The organism is Sphingobium sp. TomTYG65 (assembly GCF_055395525.1).
Genome location: NZ_AP027330.1, coordinates 837,171 through 855,088, shown reverse-complemented (window position 1 = coordinate 855,088; position 17,918 = coordinate 837,171). Strand labels below are relative to the sequence as shown.

Annotated in this window: 18 protein-coding genes; 9 read left to right on the top strand and 9 right to left on the bottom strand. The window is 60.0% G+C overall.

The annotated features are described in order from the left end of the window. Window positions 1–31: 31 nt before the first annotated feature. The 3 genes from ntrC to dusB are packed head-to-tail and all read right to left on the bottom strand — an operon-like array spanning window position 32 to window position 3,602. Window positions 32–1,477 carry a nitrogen regulation protein NR(I) gene (gene ntrC, locus ACZ5Y5_RS04295; protein ID WP_464809953.1) on the bottom strand — a complete coding sequence of 482 codons (1,446 nt, stop codon included), beginning with the start codon at window positions 1,475–1,477 and terminating at the stop codon, window positions 32–34. Beyond that, window positions 1,477–2,586 carry a two-component system sensor histidine kinase NtrB gene (locus ACZ5Y5_RS04290; protein WP_464809952.1) on the bottom strand — a complete coding sequence of 370 codons (1,110 nt, stop codon included), beginning with the start codon at window positions 2,584–2,586 and terminating at the stop codon, window positions 1,477–1,479. Before ACZ5Y5_RS04290 ends, ntrC begins: the two co-directional genes overlap by 1 nt. Then, window positions 2,583–3,602, bottom strand: a complete 1,020-nt coding sequence (dusB, locus tag ACZ5Y5_RS04285; RefSeq protein WP_464809951.1) for a tRNA dihydrouridine synthase DusB — start codon at window positions 3,600–3,602, stop codon at window positions 2,583–2,585. The genes ACZ5Y5_RS04290 and dusB overlap by 4 nt, the downstream gene beginning before the upstream one ends. Before the next feature lie 102 nt (window positions 3,603–3,704). Here dusB and ACZ5Y5_RS04280 point away from each other — a divergent pair, with 102 nt between their 5' ends. Together ACZ5Y5_RS04280 and ACZ5Y5_RS04275 are read left to right on the top strand one after the other, a co-directional pair. Continuing rightward, a complete protein-coding gene (locus tag ACZ5Y5_RS04280; RefSeq protein WP_464809950.1) occupies window positions 3,705–4,880 on the top strand; it encodes a bifunctional 2-C-methyl-D-erythritol 4-phosphate cytidylyltransferase/2-C-methyl-D-erythritol 2,4-cyclodiphosphate synthase in 1,176 nt (391 codons plus the stop codon). Between the two features lie 4 nt (window positions 4,881–4,884). Further along, window positions 4,885–5,397 carry a CinA family protein gene (locus ACZ5Y5_RS04275; RefSeq protein WP_464809949.1) on the top strand — a complete coding sequence of 171 codons (513 nt, stop codon included), beginning with the start codon at window positions 4,885–4,887 and terminating at the stop codon, window positions 5,395–5,397. Here ACZ5Y5_RS04275 and ACZ5Y5_RS04270 read toward each other — a convergent pair. Then, the gene (locus tag ACZ5Y5_RS04270; RefSeq protein ID WP_464809948.1) at window positions 5,349–5,819 is read right to left on the bottom strand and encodes a type II toxin-antitoxin system RatA family toxin; all 471 of its coding nucleotides are present in this window, start codon (window positions 5,817–5,819) and stop codon (window positions 5,349–5,351) included. The two genes, ACZ5Y5_RS04275 and ACZ5Y5_RS04270, sit on opposite strands and share 49 nt — an antisense overlap. A gap of 4 nt (window positions 5,820–5,823) precedes the next feature. Then, window positions 5,824–6,759: a lipoyl synthase gene (lipA, locus tag ACZ5Y5_RS04265; protein WP_464809947.1), complete on the bottom strand. Its 936-nt coding sequence runs from the start codon at window positions 6,757–6,759 to the stop codon at window positions 5,824–5,826. A gap of 65 nt (window positions 6,760–6,824) precedes the next feature. On the opposite strand from lipA, the gene ACZ5Y5_RS04260 reads away from it, so the two are divergent. The 3 genes from ACZ5Y5_RS04260 to ACZ5Y5_RS04250 are packed head-to-tail and all read left to right on the top strand — an operon-like array spanning window position 6,825 to window position 8,490. After that, a complete protein-coding gene (locus tag ACZ5Y5_RS04260) occupies window positions 6,825–7,478 on the top strand; it encodes a carbonic anhydrase (RefSeq protein ID WP_464809946.1) in 654 nt (217 codons plus the stop codon). Continuing rightward, window positions 7,478–8,209, top strand: coding sequence for an NYN domain-containing protein (locus ACZ5Y5_RS04255; protein ID WP_464809945.1), 732 nt, complete (start codon window positions 7,478–7,480; stop codon window positions 8,207–8,209). Before ACZ5Y5_RS04260 ends, ACZ5Y5_RS04255 begins: the two co-directional genes overlap by 1 nt. Next, on the top strand, window positions 8,209–8,490 hold the full coding sequence (locus ACZ5Y5_RS04250) for an acylphosphatase (protein ID WP_464809944.1): 282 nt from the start codon (window positions 8,209–8,211) through the stop codon (window positions 8,488–8,490). Before ACZ5Y5_RS04255 ends, ACZ5Y5_RS04250 begins: the two co-directional genes overlap by 1 nt. 208 nt (window positions 8,491–8,698) lie before the next feature. Here ACZ5Y5_RS04250 and ettA read toward each other — a convergent pair whose 3' ends face one another. Next, complete coding sequence (ettA, locus tag ACZ5Y5_RS04245) at window positions 8,699–10,384, bottom strand: energy-dependent translational throttle protein EttA (protein ID WP_464809943.1); 1,686 nt, start codon at window positions 10,382–10,384, stop codon at window positions 8,699–8,701. A gap of 101 nt (window positions 10,385–10,485) precedes the next feature. Here ettA and ACZ5Y5_RS04240 point away from each other — a divergent pair, with 101 nt between their 5' ends. Both ACZ5Y5_RS04240 and ACZ5Y5_RS04235 read left to right on the top strand, forming a co-directional pair. Beyond that, window positions 10,486–11,859: a M20/M25/M40 family metallo-hydrolase gene (locus tag ACZ5Y5_RS04240; protein ID WP_464809942.1), complete on the top strand. Its 1,374-nt coding sequence runs from the start codon at window positions 10,486–10,488 to the stop codon at window positions 11,857–11,859. A 156-nt stretch (window positions 11,860–12,015) separates the two neighbouring features. Next, window positions 12,016–12,228, top strand: a complete 213-nt coding sequence (locus tag ACZ5Y5_RS04235) for a hypothetical protein (protein WP_066523849.1) — start codon at window positions 12,016–12,018, stop codon at window positions 12,226–12,228. A gap of 126 nt (window positions 12,229–12,354) precedes the next feature. Here ACZ5Y5_RS04235 and ACZ5Y5_RS04230 read toward each other — a convergent pair whose 3' ends face one another. Both ACZ5Y5_RS04230 and ACZ5Y5_RS04225 read right to left on the bottom strand, forming a co-directional pair. Further along, window positions 12,355–13,137 carry an SDR family NAD(P)-dependent oxidoreductase gene (locus tag ACZ5Y5_RS04230; protein ID WP_464809941.1) on the bottom strand — a complete coding sequence of 261 codons (783 nt, stop codon included), beginning with the start codon at window positions 13,135–13,137 and terminating at the stop codon, window positions 12,355–12,357. 35 nt (window positions 13,138–13,172) lie between these two features. Continuing rightward, window positions 13,173–14,603, bottom strand: a complete 1,431-nt coding sequence (locus tag ACZ5Y5_RS04225; RefSeq protein WP_464809940.1) for an MmgE/PrpD family protein — start codon at window positions 14,601–14,603, stop codon at window positions 13,173–13,175. A 169-nt stretch (window positions 14,604–14,772) separates the two neighbouring features. Between ACZ5Y5_RS04225 and ACZ5Y5_RS04220 the strand changes: the two genes are divergently transcribed. Further along, the gene (locus ACZ5Y5_RS04220; protein ID WP_464809939.1) at window positions 14,773–15,255 is read left to right on the top strand and encodes a MarR family winged helix-turn-helix transcriptional regulator; all 483 of its coding nucleotides are present in this window, start codon (window positions 14,773–14,775) and stop codon (window positions 15,253–15,255) included. A 45-nt stretch (window positions 15,256–15,300) separates the two neighbouring features. On the opposite strand, the gene ACZ5Y5_RS04215 is transcribed toward ACZ5Y5_RS04220, so the two are convergent. Beyond that, window positions 15,301–16,209 (bottom strand): LysR family transcriptional regulator, encoded by a 909-nt coding sequence (locus ACZ5Y5_RS04215; RefSeq protein ID WP_464809938.1) that lies wholly within the window; start codon window positions 16,207–16,209, stop codon window positions 15,301–15,303. A 145-nt stretch (window positions 16,210–16,354) separates the two neighbouring features. On the opposite strand from ACZ5Y5_RS04215, the gene ACZ5Y5_RS04210 reads away from it, so the two are divergent. Next, entirely contained in the window at window positions 16,355–17,788 is a 1,434-nt protein-coding gene (locus ACZ5Y5_RS04210; RefSeq protein WP_464809937.1) for an aldehyde dehydrogenase family protein, read from the top strand. Window positions 17,789–17,918: the final 130 nt, after the last annotated feature.

Here is a 17,918-nt window from a genome sequence, read left to right as displayed (position 1 = left end):
GGGCGGACACTTGCATCGGCTCGTCCCAGGATCAGTCCGCGACCCGCAATTGGAGCGGATCCAACCCATAGTCGGTCAGCTTTTTCCGAAGCGTATTCCGATTAATCCCAAGAAGGCCCGCGGCGCGGATCTGATTACCGTCCACGCTCGCCAGCGTTTCCTGCAACAGGATCGGTTCTACGAGCGCGAGCAGATCGTCATGCAGGTTCCGGTTGGGCTGACCCAGCCCGATGCCCAATTGCCGTTTTGCCCAATCCCTCACGGCCTGGCCCAATTGATCCGCTGGCGCCGCATAGTCGGCAGGGATCATATCGAGCGGCAGGCTATTGCGCAGTACGTCGGCAGCGATCACATTTTCACGGCTGAGCACCGCCAGCCGCTGCATGAGATTTTGCAGTTCACGCACATTGCCGGGCCAATGATAGGCCATCAAAAGCTGTGCAGCGTCATCAGACAACGCCTTGCGCGGGAGCCCTTCCTGCGCAGCACGGTCAAGGAAATGCTTAGCCAGCAGGATCACGTCTTCACGCCGTTCCCGCAGCGCTGGCAGCGAGATAGGCACGACATTGAGCCGGTAGTAAAGATCCTGCCGAAACCGATTTTCCTCGATCAACCGCGGTAGATCCTTGTTCGTCGCGGCGATGATGCGGACGTTCACGCGTACGGGTTTCGATCCGCCAACGGTCGTCACCTCACCCGACTGCAAGACGCGCAACAACCGCGTTTGCGCCTCCATCGGCATGTCGCCAATTTCGTCGAGGAAGAGCGTCCCGCCCTGCGCCTGCTCGAACTTCCCCGCTGTCCGTACATTCGCGCCTGTGAAGGCGCCCTTTTCATATCCGAACAATTCAGCTTCGATCAGTTCGCGCGGAATCGCTGCCATGTTGATCGCGACGAACGGCTTCGTGCGGCGCTGACCGAGACTGTGGATAGCCTCGGCAACCAGTTCCTTGCCGGTCCCAGACTCGCCCAGCACCAGAATGGAAAGATCATTGGACAGCACGCGTGCGATGGTCCGATAGACCTCCTGCATCGCAGGAGAGCGACCGACCAGCGGCAAGCCGTCATGCGGCAGCGCGCCTTCCGCCTCCTCGCTTGCTTTGGCCTTACCTGTGCCCAGCGCGTCGCCAACCGCCCGCGCAAGTTCATTGAGATCAAAGGGCTTTGGCAGATATTCAAAAGCCCCCTTCTCCGTCGCCCGGATGGCCGTGTTCAAGGTGTTCTGCGCCGATAGGACAATGACGCTCAGGCCAGGCTTGCGCTCCAATATATCCGCGACGCCGTCCAGCCCATCGCCATCCGGCAGCATGACGTCGGTGATCAGCACATCGGGGGAAAAGCTGTCGATCAATGCGCTGCGCTCGCGGATCGAAGCTGCAGTCTTGACCTTGTGCCCCTGCCGCCGCAGCGCCTCACCCACCACGACGCAAATGGCCGGATCATCATCGACAACGAGGATCGAACCGGTGACAGACATCAAGGCATTCCCATGGGCAAGAGGATGCGGAAGGTTGACTCTCCCGCTTCCTGATCGCGTGAATATTGGACGAAGCCGTTCATGTCCCGGACCAGCTTATCTACGAGAGCCAAGCCAAGTCCCTGTCCATCCCGCTTGCCGGTTATGAACGGGTTGAAGAGGTGATCCAGAATATGTTCCGGGACGCCGGGACCGTTATCGATGACCAATATCTCGATCGGCAGCACCGCGCTGCCTTTACCGTCCCCGACCACGACCGACACACCGTGACGAAAGGCGGTTTCGACACGGATTCGAGGCTTTTCGCTATGTTCCAGCGCCTCCGCCGCGTTCTTCAACAGGTTGATCATCACCTGAACCAACGCGTCGTCATTGATGATCGCAAATGGCAGAGATGGATCATACCGCTTTATGATCCTGATATTTTTTGCAAATCCCGCAGCGGCAATATTGGCGGCGCGATCGATAAGCGGATAGATGTTGCCGGGGTGACATTCCAACGTGCGGTCGGTCGTGAAATCCTGCATTCGATCAATCAGCGCGGCGATCCGGTCCACCTCATTACAGATCAACTGCGTCAGGGCTGAGTCCCGGCCGCCATTGCCCGACTCCAGCAATTGCGCTGCGCCCCGTATTCCCGAAAGCGGGTTCTTTATTTCATGCGCCAAGATGGCGGCAGCGCCGATGGCTGACCGCGCGCCGCCCGCCGTTCCACGATGGCCGATCTTCCGCGCCTGGCTCTGAGAATGGATGGATACGACGCGCCATCCTTCATGATCGATGATCGGCGCGATCATCAGGTCCACTTCCATCTCAGCGGTCCGCCCCGCATGCACCTTCACATCATAAGCCGCGATGGGCTTGTTGCTATGCCAGATATCAAAGCGCGCGCCCATTTCCGCCATGCGGATCGTCCGCGAAACGTCGCTGCCGACAATTGCCGAACGAGCCATGTTCAGCAATGTTTCCGCCCGGACATTGGCGTCCGCGATGCTGTTGTCCGGCGCCACCACCAGGGTCGCCACCGGTAACGCGGTCATCAGTTCGGATAGCGAAGGCCCATCCTGCTGCATGCGTGGCGGCGGGATGGTCGTCATTGGCATGGTCATGCCGCCTTGCGCGTCTCGATTGGCCCTTCCTGTGCAATCAGCGGTTCGTAGAAGCGCGCTAGCATATCGAGCACCACTGTCCCTTCCGGTTCCTGATTCACCGCGTTGCGGAATTCCGCCGATCCCGGAAGGCCCTTCGTGTACCAACCAATATGCTTCCGCGCCATGTTAACGCCGGTCAAGCCATCATAATGATCAAGCATCGCACGATAATGTTCTGTGATCAGGCGATATTGCTCTTCCAGTGACGGATCGTCTAGCCGCTGACCCGTCCTGAACCAATGCATCACCTGCCCGATCAGCCACGGCCGCCCATAGGCGCCCCGCCCGATCATCACACCATCTGCTCCGCTCTGGTCCAGCGCCGTTTCAGCATCCTCGATGGAGCATATGTCACCATTGACGATCACGGGCAAAGAGACGGCATCCTTGACGCTCCGCACGAAAGCCCAATCCGCGCTGCCCTTATACATCTGGCAGCGGGTCCGGCCGTGAACGGTGATCATTTTCGCCCCGAGATCCTCCGCGATCCGCGCCAGTTCAGGTGCGTTCAGGCTGCCATGGTCCCAGCCCATCCGCATCTTCACGGTGACAGGCACATCCACAGCCTTGACCGTTGCTTCGATCAGAGCGGCGGCGAGCGGCAGGTCCCGCATCAGCGCGCTGCCTGCGTCGCCATTCACGACCTTCTTGACCGGACAGCCCATATTGATGTCGATGATCGCTGCGCCCCGATCGGCGTTCAGCTTCGCCGCTTCCGCCATCTCCACCGGGGAACAACCGGCGAGCTGCATCGATACTGGCTCTTCCACGGGATGCCAGGCAGCCTTCTGCAGCGATTGCCGCGTCTCCCGGATCATCGCTGCGGTCGCGATCATCTCGGTTACGTTCAAGCCCGAGCCATAGCGGCGGACCAAAGTACGGAAGGGCATGTCCGTAACGCCAGTCATCGGCGCCAGGATTACGGGCATGTCGATCGTCACGGGACCGACAGAAATGGGGGAAAGAGTACGCATCACCAACTTTGCCTAAAAAACAGGCAGCCCTTAGCCGAAAAGCGGCCCCACGGCAAGCAAGCGGCTCTGGCGGAGCGCACCACCCTCGGCTACAGGCGCGACATGACAGGTAGTAACTACAGGGTGGTCGCGCTGGTCGTCGCCGCTGGCCAGGGCAGCCGCGCGGGTGGAGACCTGCCCAAGCAATTCCGCCAGATCGGCGGCAAAGCCGTCCTTACCCATGCCGTCGATGCACTAAGCGCTCATTCGGCGATCGATGCCATCATGCTCGTCATCGGCGAAGGACAGGAAGAGACTGTTACCGCGCTAATCCACGAAGGCCAGGGAGCTGCCCTGATCCAGGGCGCAGACAGCCGTCGCGGATCGGTTCGAGCGGGGTTGGAGGCAATTGCGTCGGCCGGAGGAGCCGAACGGGTGCTCATCCATGACGCCGCCCGTCCCTTTCTGCCCTTGGATGTGATCAATCGTCTGTTAGCCGCGCTTGATACCGCGCCAGGAGCCGTGCCTGTTCTGCCGGTCGCCGATACCCTTATCCGCGGCACTGAGGATCATGTGGGCGAGGTGGTCGATCGCTCCGGCCTCTTCAGGGTTCAAACCCCACAGGCCTTTCATTTCGAAGCCATTCTCGCCGCGCACCGCGAGTGGGACAGCGCACGCGAGGCAACCGACGACGCGCAGATGCTTCGCCAGAGAGGCCATGACGTCACTCTCGTCACCGGAGATGAAAGGCTGGAGAAATTGACCTACCCGCAGGATTTCAACCGGGCCGAAACATGGCTCGACAGCCAGCGAACGACTCGCGTCGGCTTGGGCTATGATGTCCACCGCCTTACTGCTGGTGAGGAGCTTTGGCTGGGCGGCGTCCAGATCGAGCATGACCGGGGGCTCGCAGGCCATAGCGACGCTGACGTCGCAATCCATGCCATCGTCGATGCACTGCTCGGAGCATTGGCGGAAGGAGACATTGGCAGCCACTTTCCACCGTCCGATCCGCAATGGAAAGGGGCCGCATCTTCGCGCTTCCTGGAATATGCCAGTGTTCGGGTCGCGGAGCGCAGGGGGCGCATCGATCATATCGACCTCACCATCATTTGTGAGGCGCCCAAGATCGGCCCCCACCGGGACGCGATGCGCGCCAGGATCAGTGAAATCCTTGCCATTCCGCTGGACCGGGTGAGCGTTAAAGCCACCACGACCGAGCGGCTGGGGTTCGCTGGCCGCCGCGAAGGTATTGCTGCGCAGGCGGTTGCAACCATCTCCCTCCCCGCGCTATTCTAACGCCATGCCCGACAGCATTCTTCCCGCGCCCTTGGTCGAACTGGCCGAACGCGTCATCATCGCCAACCGCCGCGCTGGCCGCACCATTGCTGTGGCGGAAAGCTGCACTGGTGGCCTCGTCTCTGCGGCGCTCACCGAAATTGCCGGCTCTTCAGAGGTATTCGAGGCAGGATTTGTCACTTATTCCAATGACATGAAGAATGAATTGCTCAAGGTTTCTCAGGATGTTCTGGAAACTTTCGGTGCGGTCTCGATCGCAACCGCTTGGGCGATGGCGCAGGGTGCGCTCACCAAAAGCCACGCTAATGTAGCTGTGGCCATCACCGGGATTGCAGGCCCGGGCGGCGGCTCAGAGCAGAAGCCCGTGGGCACCGTCGTGTTCGCTCGTGCTGAACGTGGCGGCAACCCCGACAAGGTCGTCGCTGACATGCATCATTTCGAAGATAGCGGCCGCGGCGGCGTCAGGCTTCAGGCGGCGCTCTGCGCGCTCGAACTATTGTTGCCCGAGTCGCCGTAAAGCTGAGCCGCCCGCTCTTCGAACGCGCCGATCATCTTACGCAGAGCCTTGTCGAACATTTGCCCGGCGAGCATTTCGAACAGCCGGTTCTTGAATTCGAACTCCACCTCAAAATCGACCAGCACCCCGCCCTTTCCGTCGTCCCGAAAACGCCATTGGTTGTGGAGGTGCTTCAACGGGCCTTCCAGATAATCCACCCGCACAAAATCGGGGCGATGCTTGTGCACACGGCTGGTGAAGCTTTCCTTGATGCCCTTGAAGCCCACGATCATGTCCGCGACCATTTCGGAGTCGCTATCTGAACGGACCCGGATAGCACTGACCCAAGGGAGGAATTCGGGATAAGCCGCTACATTGGAAACCAGGTTGAACATCTGGTCCGGCGTGTAGGGAAGCGGCCTTGTTTCGTGATGCTTGGGCATTGCTTCAGCGTGCTGCCTTGGCCAACTGCGCCTCGCGGGCGGCACGCATTTCGGCAAAGTCTTTGCCCGCATGATAGCTGGACCGGGTCAGCGGGCTCGACGCCACTTGCAGGAAGCCCTTTGCCCGCGCGATCGCTGCATAGGCGTTGAACGCCGCCGGCGTCACGAACTCCATGACCTTGGCATGTTTGGGCGTGGGCTGCAGATATTGCCCCATGGTCAGGAAATCGATGTCCGCGGAACGCATGTCGTCCATGACCTGGTGCACTTCCAACCGCTCTTCGCCCAACCCCAGCATGATGCCCGATTTGGTGAAGATCGACGGATCAAGCTTCTTGACCGACTCCAAAAGACGCAGCGAAGCATAATAACGCGCGCCGGGTCGGATCGTCGGATAGAGCCGGGGCACCGTCTCCAGATTGTGATTATAGACGTCCGGCCGCGCGGCCACGATCATCTCGACGGCTCGTTCATGCTTGTTCCGGAAGTCCGGCGTCAGAATCTCGATCGTCGTATCCGGAGTCGTGCGGCGCAGCGCCTCGATCACCTTCACGAACTGCGAAGCGCCGCCATCCGGCAGATCATCGCGATCGACCGAGGTGATGACGATATGCTCCAAGCCCATCTCCGCACAGGCATCGGCCAAATTCTGCGGCTCATTCGGATCGACCTTGCGCGGCATGCCGGTCTTGACGTTGCAGAAGGCGCAGGCCCTGGTGCAAACATCGCCCAGGATCATCACCGTCGCGTGCTTCTTGGTCCAGCATTCGCCGATATTGGGGCAGGCGGCTTCTTCGCAGACGGTTGCAAGCCCCTTCTCGCGCATCAGCCTGCGGGTTTCATTGTAACCAGGGCTGGTCGGCGCCTTGACCCGGATCCAATCGGGCTTGCGGGCACGTTGCGGCGGGGTTGGCACAGGGATCGCGGCGCTGTCGGTCATGCGCCCCAAATAGCGACCCAAGCACAGACTTGCCAGTCCCCAGATTGTTAGGCAGAGACTCTTGCATGACCGACTTTTCTGACATGCTCGAAGGCTATCGCCGTTTCCGCAACACCGGCTGGACTCAGCAGCGCGAACGATGGGATGAACTGAGCGAAGGGCAGAGCCCCCGCGTCATGGTCATCGCCTGTTCCGACAGCCGGGTCGACCCCGCGCAGATATTTGACACGAGCCCGGGTGAGATATTCGTGGTCCGCAACGTGGCTGCGCTCGTACCGCCGTTCGAGACGACCCCCGGCCATCATGGTGTTTCGGCGGCCTTGGAATTCGCCGTTCAGGTGCTGAAGGTAGGCGAGATCGTCGTGATGGGCCATGGCAAGTGCGGCGGCTGCAAGGCGGCTCTTAGCCAGGAATTGAAGGACGCGCCTCCCGGTGAAGGCGGCTTCATCCACAACTGGATCGACATGCTGGACGATGCCCGGGAAACGGTCATCGCCCAGTTCGGCGAAGATCGTGGACGCGATGCTCATCGCGCCATGGAACAGGAAGGCGTGAAGGTCAGCCTCGCCAATCTGCGGACCTTCCCCTGCGTCCGCGCCAAGGAGAAGAGCGGAGAGTTGAAGCTCGTCGGAGCATTTTTCGCGATCGCCGACGGCCAGCTTCATCTGTTGGACGAAACCAGCGGACAATTTCATCCGGCGGCGCTGGAATCCGCCTGATGTCGTCGCCGATCCCCAGTGGCGGCAATGTCGCCCTGTTGATCGACGCCGACAATGCCTCTGCGGATCATTTTGACCCGGTTCTGACCGTGCTTGCCGAGTTGGGCACGGTCAATATCCGCCGCGCCTATGGCAATTGGAGCAAACCCGCTCTGAAGGGCTGGGCGCGGCAAGCAGTTACCCAGGCCATCGAAACGCAACAGCAATTCGACCTCACCAAGGGGAAGAATGCGACAGACATGAAGATGACCATCGACGCCATGGACCTGATGGCGGGCGGGCGAGTTACCGGCTTCGGCCTCATGTCGAGCGATAGCGACTTTACCCCCCTCGTCACGCGTATCCGTCAGCAGGGCATCCCCGTCTATGGCTTCGGATCGGACAAGACTCCAGACGCCTTTCGCAGCGCCTGCACCCGCTTCATCGATGTCGCAGCCCTGCTGCGTGAACAGCCTGCCGAGCCCGCTCCAGATGACGACTTGGACGAAAATAGCGAGGGTACGGAAGTTTCACCCGAACTGCTGAAGCTGCTGATTGATGCTTATAATGCCGTGAAACGCGACGAGCAGGGCTATGCCCGGCTGAGCGAAGTCGGCCAATTGGCAGGCAATCGTTCCAGCTTCGATACGCGCAACTATGGGTTCAAGCGGCTTTCGGACCTCGTCGGATCGATCAAGAACTTCAAGGTCGAGGTTCGCGACGGGCAGACCTGGATCAAGCGGGTGCACTGATGGGCATCGTTGCCCGACACCTGACGATCATGGGCCGCGTGCAGGGCGTATTTTACCGCAATTGGTCGACAGACACGGCTCGCACCCTTGGCCTTGCCGGGTGGGTACGCAACCGCATGGATGGCAACGTCGAAGCGGTTGTTGAAGGGAGTGAGCTAGCTGTCGAACAATTCATAGCCCTCGCTCATCAGGGCCCTCCCGCTGCGCAGGTCGTTCGGATTGATGTCAGCGACGTAGCCGCCGAAGGCCTTACATCTTTTCAGAAGCGCCCGACCTGCTGATAGCTCGCCGTTAGATTTTCAGTTCCGCCGAGCGGATATAGGGGCGGTCCTTCAATGCAAAAAAGGGCCGACCCATAGGGCCGGCCTGAAAGTTTTAGGAGAGGATGCCTGAAAGGCCCCATCTATGTGCAGTGCAGCATATCATCTCGCAAGTGCGAAAGGCGCAGCCCTGGTTGCAATCTCTGCAACTGCTCACCCCCGCTGAATATCAGCGGGTGAGCTTCTTGTAAGCCAGTCGGGTGGGACGATCCGCCGCGTCGCCCAAGCGGCGGCGCTTGTCTTCCTCATACATTTCGAAGTTGCCCTCGAACCATTCGACATGGCTGTCGCCCTCGAAAGCGAGGATGTGCGTCGCCAGGCGATCGAGGAAGAAGCGGTCGTGGCTGATGACGACGGCGCAGCCCGCGAAATTTTCGATCGCTTCTTCCAGTGCCGCCAGCGTTTCGACGTCAAGGTCGTTAGTTGGTTCGTCGAGCAGCAGGACGTTGCCGCCCTTCTTCAGCATCTTGGCGATGTGGACGCGATTGCGCTCACCGCCCGACAGCTTGCCGACATTCTTCTGCTGATCCTGCCCCTTGAAGTTGAAGGCACCGACATAAGCTCGGGTCGACATGTCGTGGCCGTTGACCTTCACATAATCGAGCCCATCCGACACTTCTTCCCAGACATTCTTCGACGGGTCGAGATGGTCGCGGCTCTGATCGACATAGCCCAGACGCACAGTCGAACCGATGTCGATCTCACCCGAATCAGGCTTTTCCTGCCCGGTGATGATCTTGAACAGGGTCGATTTACCCGCACCGTTGGGTCCGATCACACCGACAATGCCACCGGGCGGCAGCATGAAGGAAAGATTCTCAAACAGCAGCTTGTCGCCATAGGCCTTGCTGATGTTCTTCGCCTCGATCACCTTGCCGCCCAGGCGCTCGGGTACCTGGATGACGATCTGCGCCTTGCCGGGCGTGCGGTTCTCCTGCGCGGCAACCAGTTCTTCGAACTTCTTGATACGCGCCTTGGACTTGGTCTGGCGACCTTTGACGCCTGCGCGAATCCACTCCAGTTCGTCCTTGATCGCCTTCTGACGGCCGGATTCCTCGCGGGATTCCTGCTCCAGACGCTGGGCCTTCTTTTCAAGGTAAGTGGAATAGTTGCCCTCATAAGGGAAATATTTTCCGCGATCGAGCTCCAGGATCCAGCCCACCACATTGTCCAGGAAGTAACGGTCGTGGGTGATCATCAGCACCGCGCCCGCATATTCCTTCAGATGGTTTTCCAGCCATTCGACGCTCTCGGCATCCAGATGGTTGGTCGGTTCGTCGAGCAGCAGGATGTCCGGCTTCTGGATCAGCAGGCGGGTCAGCGCGATACGGCGCTTTTCACCACCCGACAGGCTTTCCACTGACCAGTCTGAGGGCGGGCAGCGCAGCGCCTCCATCGCGATTTCAAGCTGATTGTCGAGCGTCCAGCCATCGACCGCGTCGATCTGCTCCTGCAACGTGCCCATTTCCTCCATGAGCGCGTCGAAATCGGCATCTTCCGGCGGGTCCGCCATGATCATGCTGATCTCGTTGAAGCGGTCCATCTTGTCCGCGATCTCGCGCGCGCCGTCCTTGACGTTCTCAAGAACGTTCTTGGTCGGATCGAGCTGCGGTTCCTGCGGCAGGTAACCGACCGTGATATTCTCACCCGGCCAGGCTTCGCCGCTGAAATCATTGTCGATGCCGCCCATGATCTTCATCAGCGTGGATTTACCCGCACCGTTGGGACCGACGATGCCGATCTTGGCGCCGCGATAAAATTGCAGATTGATATTGCTCAGCACCGGCTTTTGGGCGCCGGGGAAGCTCTTGGTCATGTTCTTCATGACGAAGGCGTATTGCGAAGAGGCGGACATGACTTGAAGCTGCTCCGAAGGGCTAAACGTGAAAATCCCGGCGGAGTTAGCGGAGCCCGGAGCCATTGGCAAATGGGGGATGGCTGGCTAAGCCTTCATCCATGCAGAAAATCCGATCGGGCACCTTTGCTGCGCTCCTTCTCGGCAGCATCTTCTTCCCCCTTGCCGTCGCGGCCGCGACATCGCGCAGTGAAGCGATTCGGGAATCCGCGCTACAAGACAGCGTGGCATGGGATTTCGTCGAGGGCCTGACCACTGAGGTGGGTCCCCGACCTGCGGGCACGCCGCAGGAAGCACGGGCACGTGAATGGGCCGTCGCGAAGCTGAAGCGCCTCGGCTTCACCAATGTTCGGGCCGAACCATACCGAATGTCGGTGTGGCTGCGTGGAAAGGACGAGGCGCATGTCACATCCCCCTTCCCCCAGCGGCTGGTGCTTGCGGCCTTGGGCAACAGCGCATCCACTCCGGATAAGGGTATTGAAGCTGAGGTGGCCTATTTCCCAACGCTCGCCGCGCTGGAGGCCGCTCCCGACGGCAGTTTAAAAGGCAAGATCGCCTTCGTCAGCCACGGCATGACGGCGACTCAGGATGGCAGTTCCTACGGATATTTCGGCGCGACCCGGCGGCAAGGCCCCAGCATCGCATCCAGAAAAGGCGCCGCCGCCCTTCTCATTCGCTCGATCGGCACGGACCACCACCGTCAGGCGCACAGCGGTATTCAGATGTGGGCAGATGGCGTGAAGCCGATCCCCGCTGCCGCGCTCAGCATCCCCGATGCCGACCAACTGACCCGCATCTTGGCCAGAAACGAGCCTGTCCGTCTTCATCTAACGCTCACGTCCAGAATGCTGAAGGATCAACCCTCCGGGAACGTCATCGCCGAACTCCCCGGCAATGATCCTACAGCCGGCATTGTCGTTGCAGCTTGTCACCTTGACAGTTGGGATCAGGGCACAGGTGCAATCGATGACGCGTCGGGCTGCGCTATCGTCGCGGCAGCGGCGCTTCACGCGGCCAAAGCCGGCCCGCTTCGCCGCACGATCCGCATTCTGATGGCGGGCGCAGAAGAAGTGGGCGGAGACGGCGGCCGAGCCTATTTCACGGCTCATGGAGTTGAACCGCATGCCTTGGTGATGGAATCCGATTTCGGGGCCGATCGAGTCTGGCGCGTCGATTACAAGTTACCTGCGGGACATGACGGTCTTGCAAGGCGCATTTCTGCCGCACTGGCTCCTCTCGGCATCGCTCAAAGCCATATGCCAGCTGGTGGTGGTTCGGACATCGAGCCTCTCGTCAAAGCCGGAATCCCGGTCATCGATCTTCAACAGGATGGCACGCGATATTTCGACATTCATCACACCCCTGACGACACATTGGACAAGGTGGATCGGGCTCAGCTCCAACAGAATGTCAGCGCATGGGCAGTTGCACTTTTCGAAACCGCCAACGCGCAAGAATCCCTGGGCATTAAGTGAACTTTTATTGTAGACAACATCCTGTCGCGTGATTCCGTCGCTTCACCGACGCAGAAAAGCATTGATTTGTGCAGCGCACACGTTAATGCGGGTCGCTCGCGTAGGTCATGTTACGAACATGTCAGACGCGGCAATATGCTATGGGAGCCGTACACAATGAAGAAGATCGCTGTTGTTTTCGCTTCGGCCGGCCTGATGGCCCTCGCCGCTTGCGGTGAGAAGCCGGCCAACGAGACCGCGAACGCTTCGAACGCTGTTGTCGAAAACGTTGTCGAGAACGCTGCTAACGCTGCCGACAACGCTGCGAATGCTGCTAACGCTGCTGACAACGCCGCGAACGCTGCTTCGAACGCTGCGAACGCCGAATAATCTTCGCGTCAGCGAGATTTTCGAAAGGGCGGGCCGTCTAACGGTCCGCCCTTTTTCTGTATGTACTGCTGACCTGGTCCCCGGCCCTCCCACCCGCCAAGGAAGCGGGATGACCAGCGTCTGAAGCTATAGCGACGTCCTGCCCCCGTCGATTGGCAGGATCGTGCCCGTCAATGCAGACGCATTGTCGGACACCAGAAACAAGGCGGCCTTCGCCACCTCCTCAATCTCCAATATCCGGCCCATCGGCATCTGCTTCACCAGATCGTCGATTATGCCCTTGGTTTCCTCGCTGGCCATCAGCCTTTCGATCATCGCGGTGCGGATCGAGGCAGGGCAGATGGCGTTGACGCGGATATTATCCTTGGCCAGCGCCACCGCCATCATCTTCGCCAGCAAAATCAGCCCATTTTTTGCGATGGGATAAGGCGGCGCCGTACCGACCGGAGGCTTCAGCGCGGCTGCCGAGCTGGTGAAGAGGATCGCGCCCCCGCCCCGCTTCATCATTGCATCGACCGCGGCCCGCGCGCCGAAGAACCCAGCCTTCAAATGCACGGCCATCTGCTGGTCCCAGTCTGCTTCGGTAAGCAGGCGGTGATAGCCGCTATCATCAGCGGTGACGGCAGCGCTCGCAGTGCCCGCATTGTGCCAGAATATATCGACCCCGCCAAAGGCATCCACTGCCGACGCGATCAGCCGGTCCAGATCGGCCACTTGCATCACATCGCAGCGGCGGTAGATGGCCTCATAGCCCTTATCTCGGATTTCCGCTGCCGTGGCCTCCCCTGCCGCGTCGTTAAGGTCGCTGATCACGACCTTTGCGCCTTCCGATGCGAAAAGCATGGCGGATTCCTTGCCGATCCCCGCAGCGGACCCGGTGATGACGGCGACTTTGTCTCTAAGCTGCATGACTTGTCTCTCCCAATATTGTTGCTGGTGTCGCTTCACCCGATCAGCGCTACAATCTCCGCCACATCCGAAACCTGCTCGAGATTCCGGAGCATCGCCACTGCACGGTCGATCCTGTCTGCAGTCGCGGGCACTGCTGCGTAGGATGCGCAGTCTCGGAATTTCGCGATCAGTCCGTTCCAGGACATCGGCTTTTCAGGGTGGCCGTATGCGCGGGACTGCTCACGGGTAAGCCAGCGCCCATCCCGCGTCCTGATCTCCAGCCCGCCCCCAGGAAAACCCGAACCGGGCAGGAAATTATATTGCGGGTCGAAACGAGCAAACACCCTGTCTGCCATGGCCAACGTATCCGCATCGTTCAGATTTTCGTCGAAGAAATCGCGGATGGTCACATCGCCCTTCCGCATGGCCGTAGCCACATTGTAGGGGATACTGAGCTTTGCCAACATGGCGTTGGCCGGCCGTCGCCATTCCTCCAGCGGCTCCGTCTGTCCCCGCGCGAAATCGCCGACCGTAACCGTGATGGCCTCTACCTCATCAGGCGTCACGCCATGCTCACGTACCAATTCGCGGATCATGTCGATATGCACATGCGTAAAGCCACAGGAGGGCCAGGGCTTGAACCCATCATCTCGCACCGCCCATCGCGTACCCAATTCTCCAACTAAGGCCTCGCGATCATAATCGCCCTGATAATAGACGTTCCACAAACCAGCCGCGCCTTCGAAGCTGTTGCGCACGCCGGTGATTCCACGCTCGGCCATCAGGGCAGCGCGCACGCCCACTTCACCCGGAACAGCATGGCCAAAGCCCCGGATGGTGGAATCCTTGCCAAAGACGATCTCATGAGTGCCTGCCGCTTGCACAAAGGCCAGGCCGAGCGCATTGACCATCTTGTCCCAATCCAGCGACAGCAGCTTCGCGCAGGCTAGGGCCGCCGCGAAGACCCCGAACAGCGGCGCCGGGTGCCAAGGCGCCATCTTCCCGCCCGGCTTACCCGCGGAGAGGGTCAGCCTGCACTGCAGATCAACGCCCAGTGCAACGGCTGTGATGAACCGCTCTCCGTCCACATTGCCAAGCCGTTCCGCCATTGCCAGCGCGGCAGGGATGACAGGAGAAGAGATGTGCGCGGCGTTGGGATGGAGGTCGCTATAGTCCTGACAATTGGCCATCGCCCCGTTGACATAACCGGCATGCCAAACCGGAAGCTTACGGCCGAAACCCAGGAGCGTCGCTTCCTGCTTGCCTCCTGCATCCAGCATTAAATCCACCAGCTCGCGCGTTTCCGGAGACGTAGTCCCGGCGGGTAGAATGACGCCAATCGTATCCAATATGCCCTTCTTCGTCATGTCCACGACGTCAGGCGGCAGGTCTGCATAGGTGATCCGTTCCGCATAAAGCGCGAACAGGAAGGCCGCGTCGCGCTCGGCGAAATCGGCTACATCAGCACCGCCTTGTGCCAGCATATCAACTCTCCCGGTCAATACTTGTATATTACATTTATAGGCAATTAGCCCCTATCGATGTATGATGCAATAAATGCTTTTGCGCGTGCTCTTAGGCACCTAAAGCACTCAGACTTGCTGCAAAGATGACAGGGATCGCGGCTCTGACGCCGCCTCCACCGGAGGGTATGTGACGGAAAAGACCAGCGAGGCCGCCGAACGGATAGGCAGGGCCATCATCGACTTGCGCCGCAATCCGTACAATCGGGCCATCCAGCGCAAGCTCTACTCGGTCGGCGACCATGAACTGACGCCAGTGCAGGTCGATATCCTTGAAACTGTAGTGGCCCAGCCAGGGCAGCGCATGAACGAACTGGCGCAGGCATTGGGCGTCGACGCCTCTACCGTCAGCCGGACGATCATTCCTCTGGTAAAACTCGGCCTCATCGAGCGCCGCACGGGAAGCGACCGCAGACATGCCCAGCTGCTACCAAGCGCTGCTGGATTAAGGCAGGCGGCGACGATCGCCGAAGCGCGGCTCGCCATGACACGCGCCGTGCAGAGCCACTTCACGCCTGGCAGGCTGGAATTGTTCGCGGATCTTCTTGAGGAATATAGCCGCGCCGTGACCGCCGAAGGCATCGCTATGCTACAGGAAGCCGAACAGGACTAAGGATTTGCGCGCGCGTGGTGACGGCACCCACCCGCGCCGGCAATATTACCGTTGCCAGGGAGGCGAACTCAGACTTTCCCTAAGCGCCTGAAGAAAGGCGTTCGTCCTGCCACTCCTGCCTTGGCGTGCGTGCAGCAACGCAACGACATCCGCCCGCGGCGAAGACCAGCGCGGTAGGACAGGCTGCAGCCTCCCGCTGGCGACGTCATCAGCCACATCCCATTCACTCCGCACCATGAGCCCAAGTCCAGCAAGCGCCCAATCGCGGACGATCTCCCCATCGTTACTCGACATGCTGGGCTTAACGCGGACGGTGGCGTTGCCATGCTTGGGATGAGCAAAGCGCCAAAGCGTGACATCCTCATTATTCTCCCGCAACGCCAGGCACCGATGCTGAGCAAGATCATCTGGCTTCAATATGGGCGGGTGATGCTCAAGATAGGCAGGGGCAGCGCACAGTATCCGCTTATTGGGTGCGAGGGTGGTCACCAGTCGATCACTCTCGGGCAGTGACCCGATATGGACGATGATGTCCCAACTCTCGGTCATTTGCCTAATGGGGCTGTCCGACAACTCCAGGGTAACGGACACCGCAGGATGTTTCCTGGCAAATTCCTGCGCGATCGGCGCGACATAGCGGCGACCAAAGCCATAGGGCGCCGCGACCCGCAAATGCCCTCGCACTTGGCTTGTCCGGCTCGCCAGCCGTTCCGACAGATCGTCGATCGCCCCAATTATCACGGCACCTTCAGACGCGACCAGTTCGCCCTCATCCGTCAGGCTAAGGCCGCGCGAAGTCCGCTCGATCAATTTGACCCCTACCCGCGCCTCGAGCGCTCGCAGCCTTTGGGTGACAGCTGGTGGCGTGACGTTCAGCCTGCGCGCGGCTTCGGCCAGCGAAGGCGCACCGGCGATGACATGGAAGAAACCCAGATCATCGGTCGAAATGATCATCTCTGCCTTAATCCTATATGTAGCCGGGATTAATTGCGATATTCATGCTTTGGCATATCTTGCCCCCTTGGGCAACGGATGCTGCCCGGCATCATGACGCGCCGCCGTCGTCAGGCGAGCGAGCGGGAGAGCTGAAGCGATGGACATGCTACGATCTGATCATCTCTATATCGGTGGCGGCTGGACGCTTCCGGAGAGGCCAAGTGCCGCTATCCCGGTGATCAGCCCCGCTACGGAGAAAATCATCGGCTCTGTCGCCTCCGGCAGCGCATCGGACGTCAACAGCGCTGTTGCGGCAGCGCGCGCTGCGTTTCCGGCATTCTCCTCTACGCACCCTTCGGAGCGCGCTCAGCTTCTCATGCGGATACTCGACCTCATGGAGCAGAGGGCGGAGGATCTCGCCCAGGCGATGTGCCGGGAAATGGGATCAGCTATCGCATTCGCCCGCGCCTCACAGGTTCCTTTCGGCATTGCCCATATCCGAGCTGCCATTGATGTGCTGAAAGAATATGCCTTCCTGAGGAAGCAGGGCACCACGGCGATCGCCAAAGAAGCGATCGGTGTTTGCGGCCTGATCACGCCTTGGAACTGGCCGCTATATCAGGTCACGGCGAAGGTTGCTCCCGCTCTTGCGGCCGGTTGCACCATCATACTCAAACCCAGTGAGTTGTCTCCGCTGAGCGCCCATCTGTTCACGCAGATCATGCACGACGCGGGAACGCCACCGGGCGTGTTCAACATGGTGACTGGCACGGGTGAAGAAGTTGGCGCAGCCCTCTCCTCTCATCCGGACATCGACATGGTGTCGATTACCGGATCGACGCGGGCAGGCATATTGGTGGCCCAGGCGGCAGCGGCCACGGTCAAGCGGGTCACGCAGGAACTGGGCGGGAAGTCTCCTAACATCATTCTTGATGATGCCGATTTCGCTCATGTCGTTCCGCTCGGCGTCGCCGCTGCTTTCCGCAATGTCGGCCAATCCTGCAGCGCGCCCACACGCATGCTAGTACCCGCAGATCGGCTGACGGAAGTAGAAGAACTGGCGGCAGCGGCCGCCCAGTCGATGATTGTCGGCGATCCATCGGACGATGCGACACATCTCGGCCCGGTCGCTAACCGTAACCAGTTCGCCAAAGTGCAGGACATGATCGGCATCGGCATTGCCGAGGGCGCGAAGCTCATTGCCGGCGGCCTTGGAAAGCCGGAGGGCCAGACTAGTGGCTACTTCGTCAAGCCGACCATCTTTTCCGAAGTGCATTCCGGCATGCGGATCGCGCAGGAAGAGATATTCGGGCCTGTGCTCTGCATCATCCCCTATCGGGACGAGGATGAGGCGATCCGCATCGCCAATGACACCGTTTACGGGCTCGGCTCTCACGTCCAATCGAGCAACCTGGACCGCGCCCGGCGTGTCGCTGGGAAGATCCGTGCGGGTCAGGTTCACATCAACCATCCCGCCTGGGACGGATATGCGGCTTTCGGCGGATATAAACAATCAGGCAACGGCCGCGAATATGGGGCCTTCGGGTTAGAGGAGTATCTCGAGACGAAGGCCATTCTGGGATATTTTCCCGACTGATGAGCATCTTGAGGCACCCTTTCAAGCGGACCGCCCAATCAATGATTAATCTTGGACTTATGCTTGTCTGTAGAATTCATTAATTGCAGACTTTCGCCTGGCGATGCACATTCGTCAACGAAACGAACAT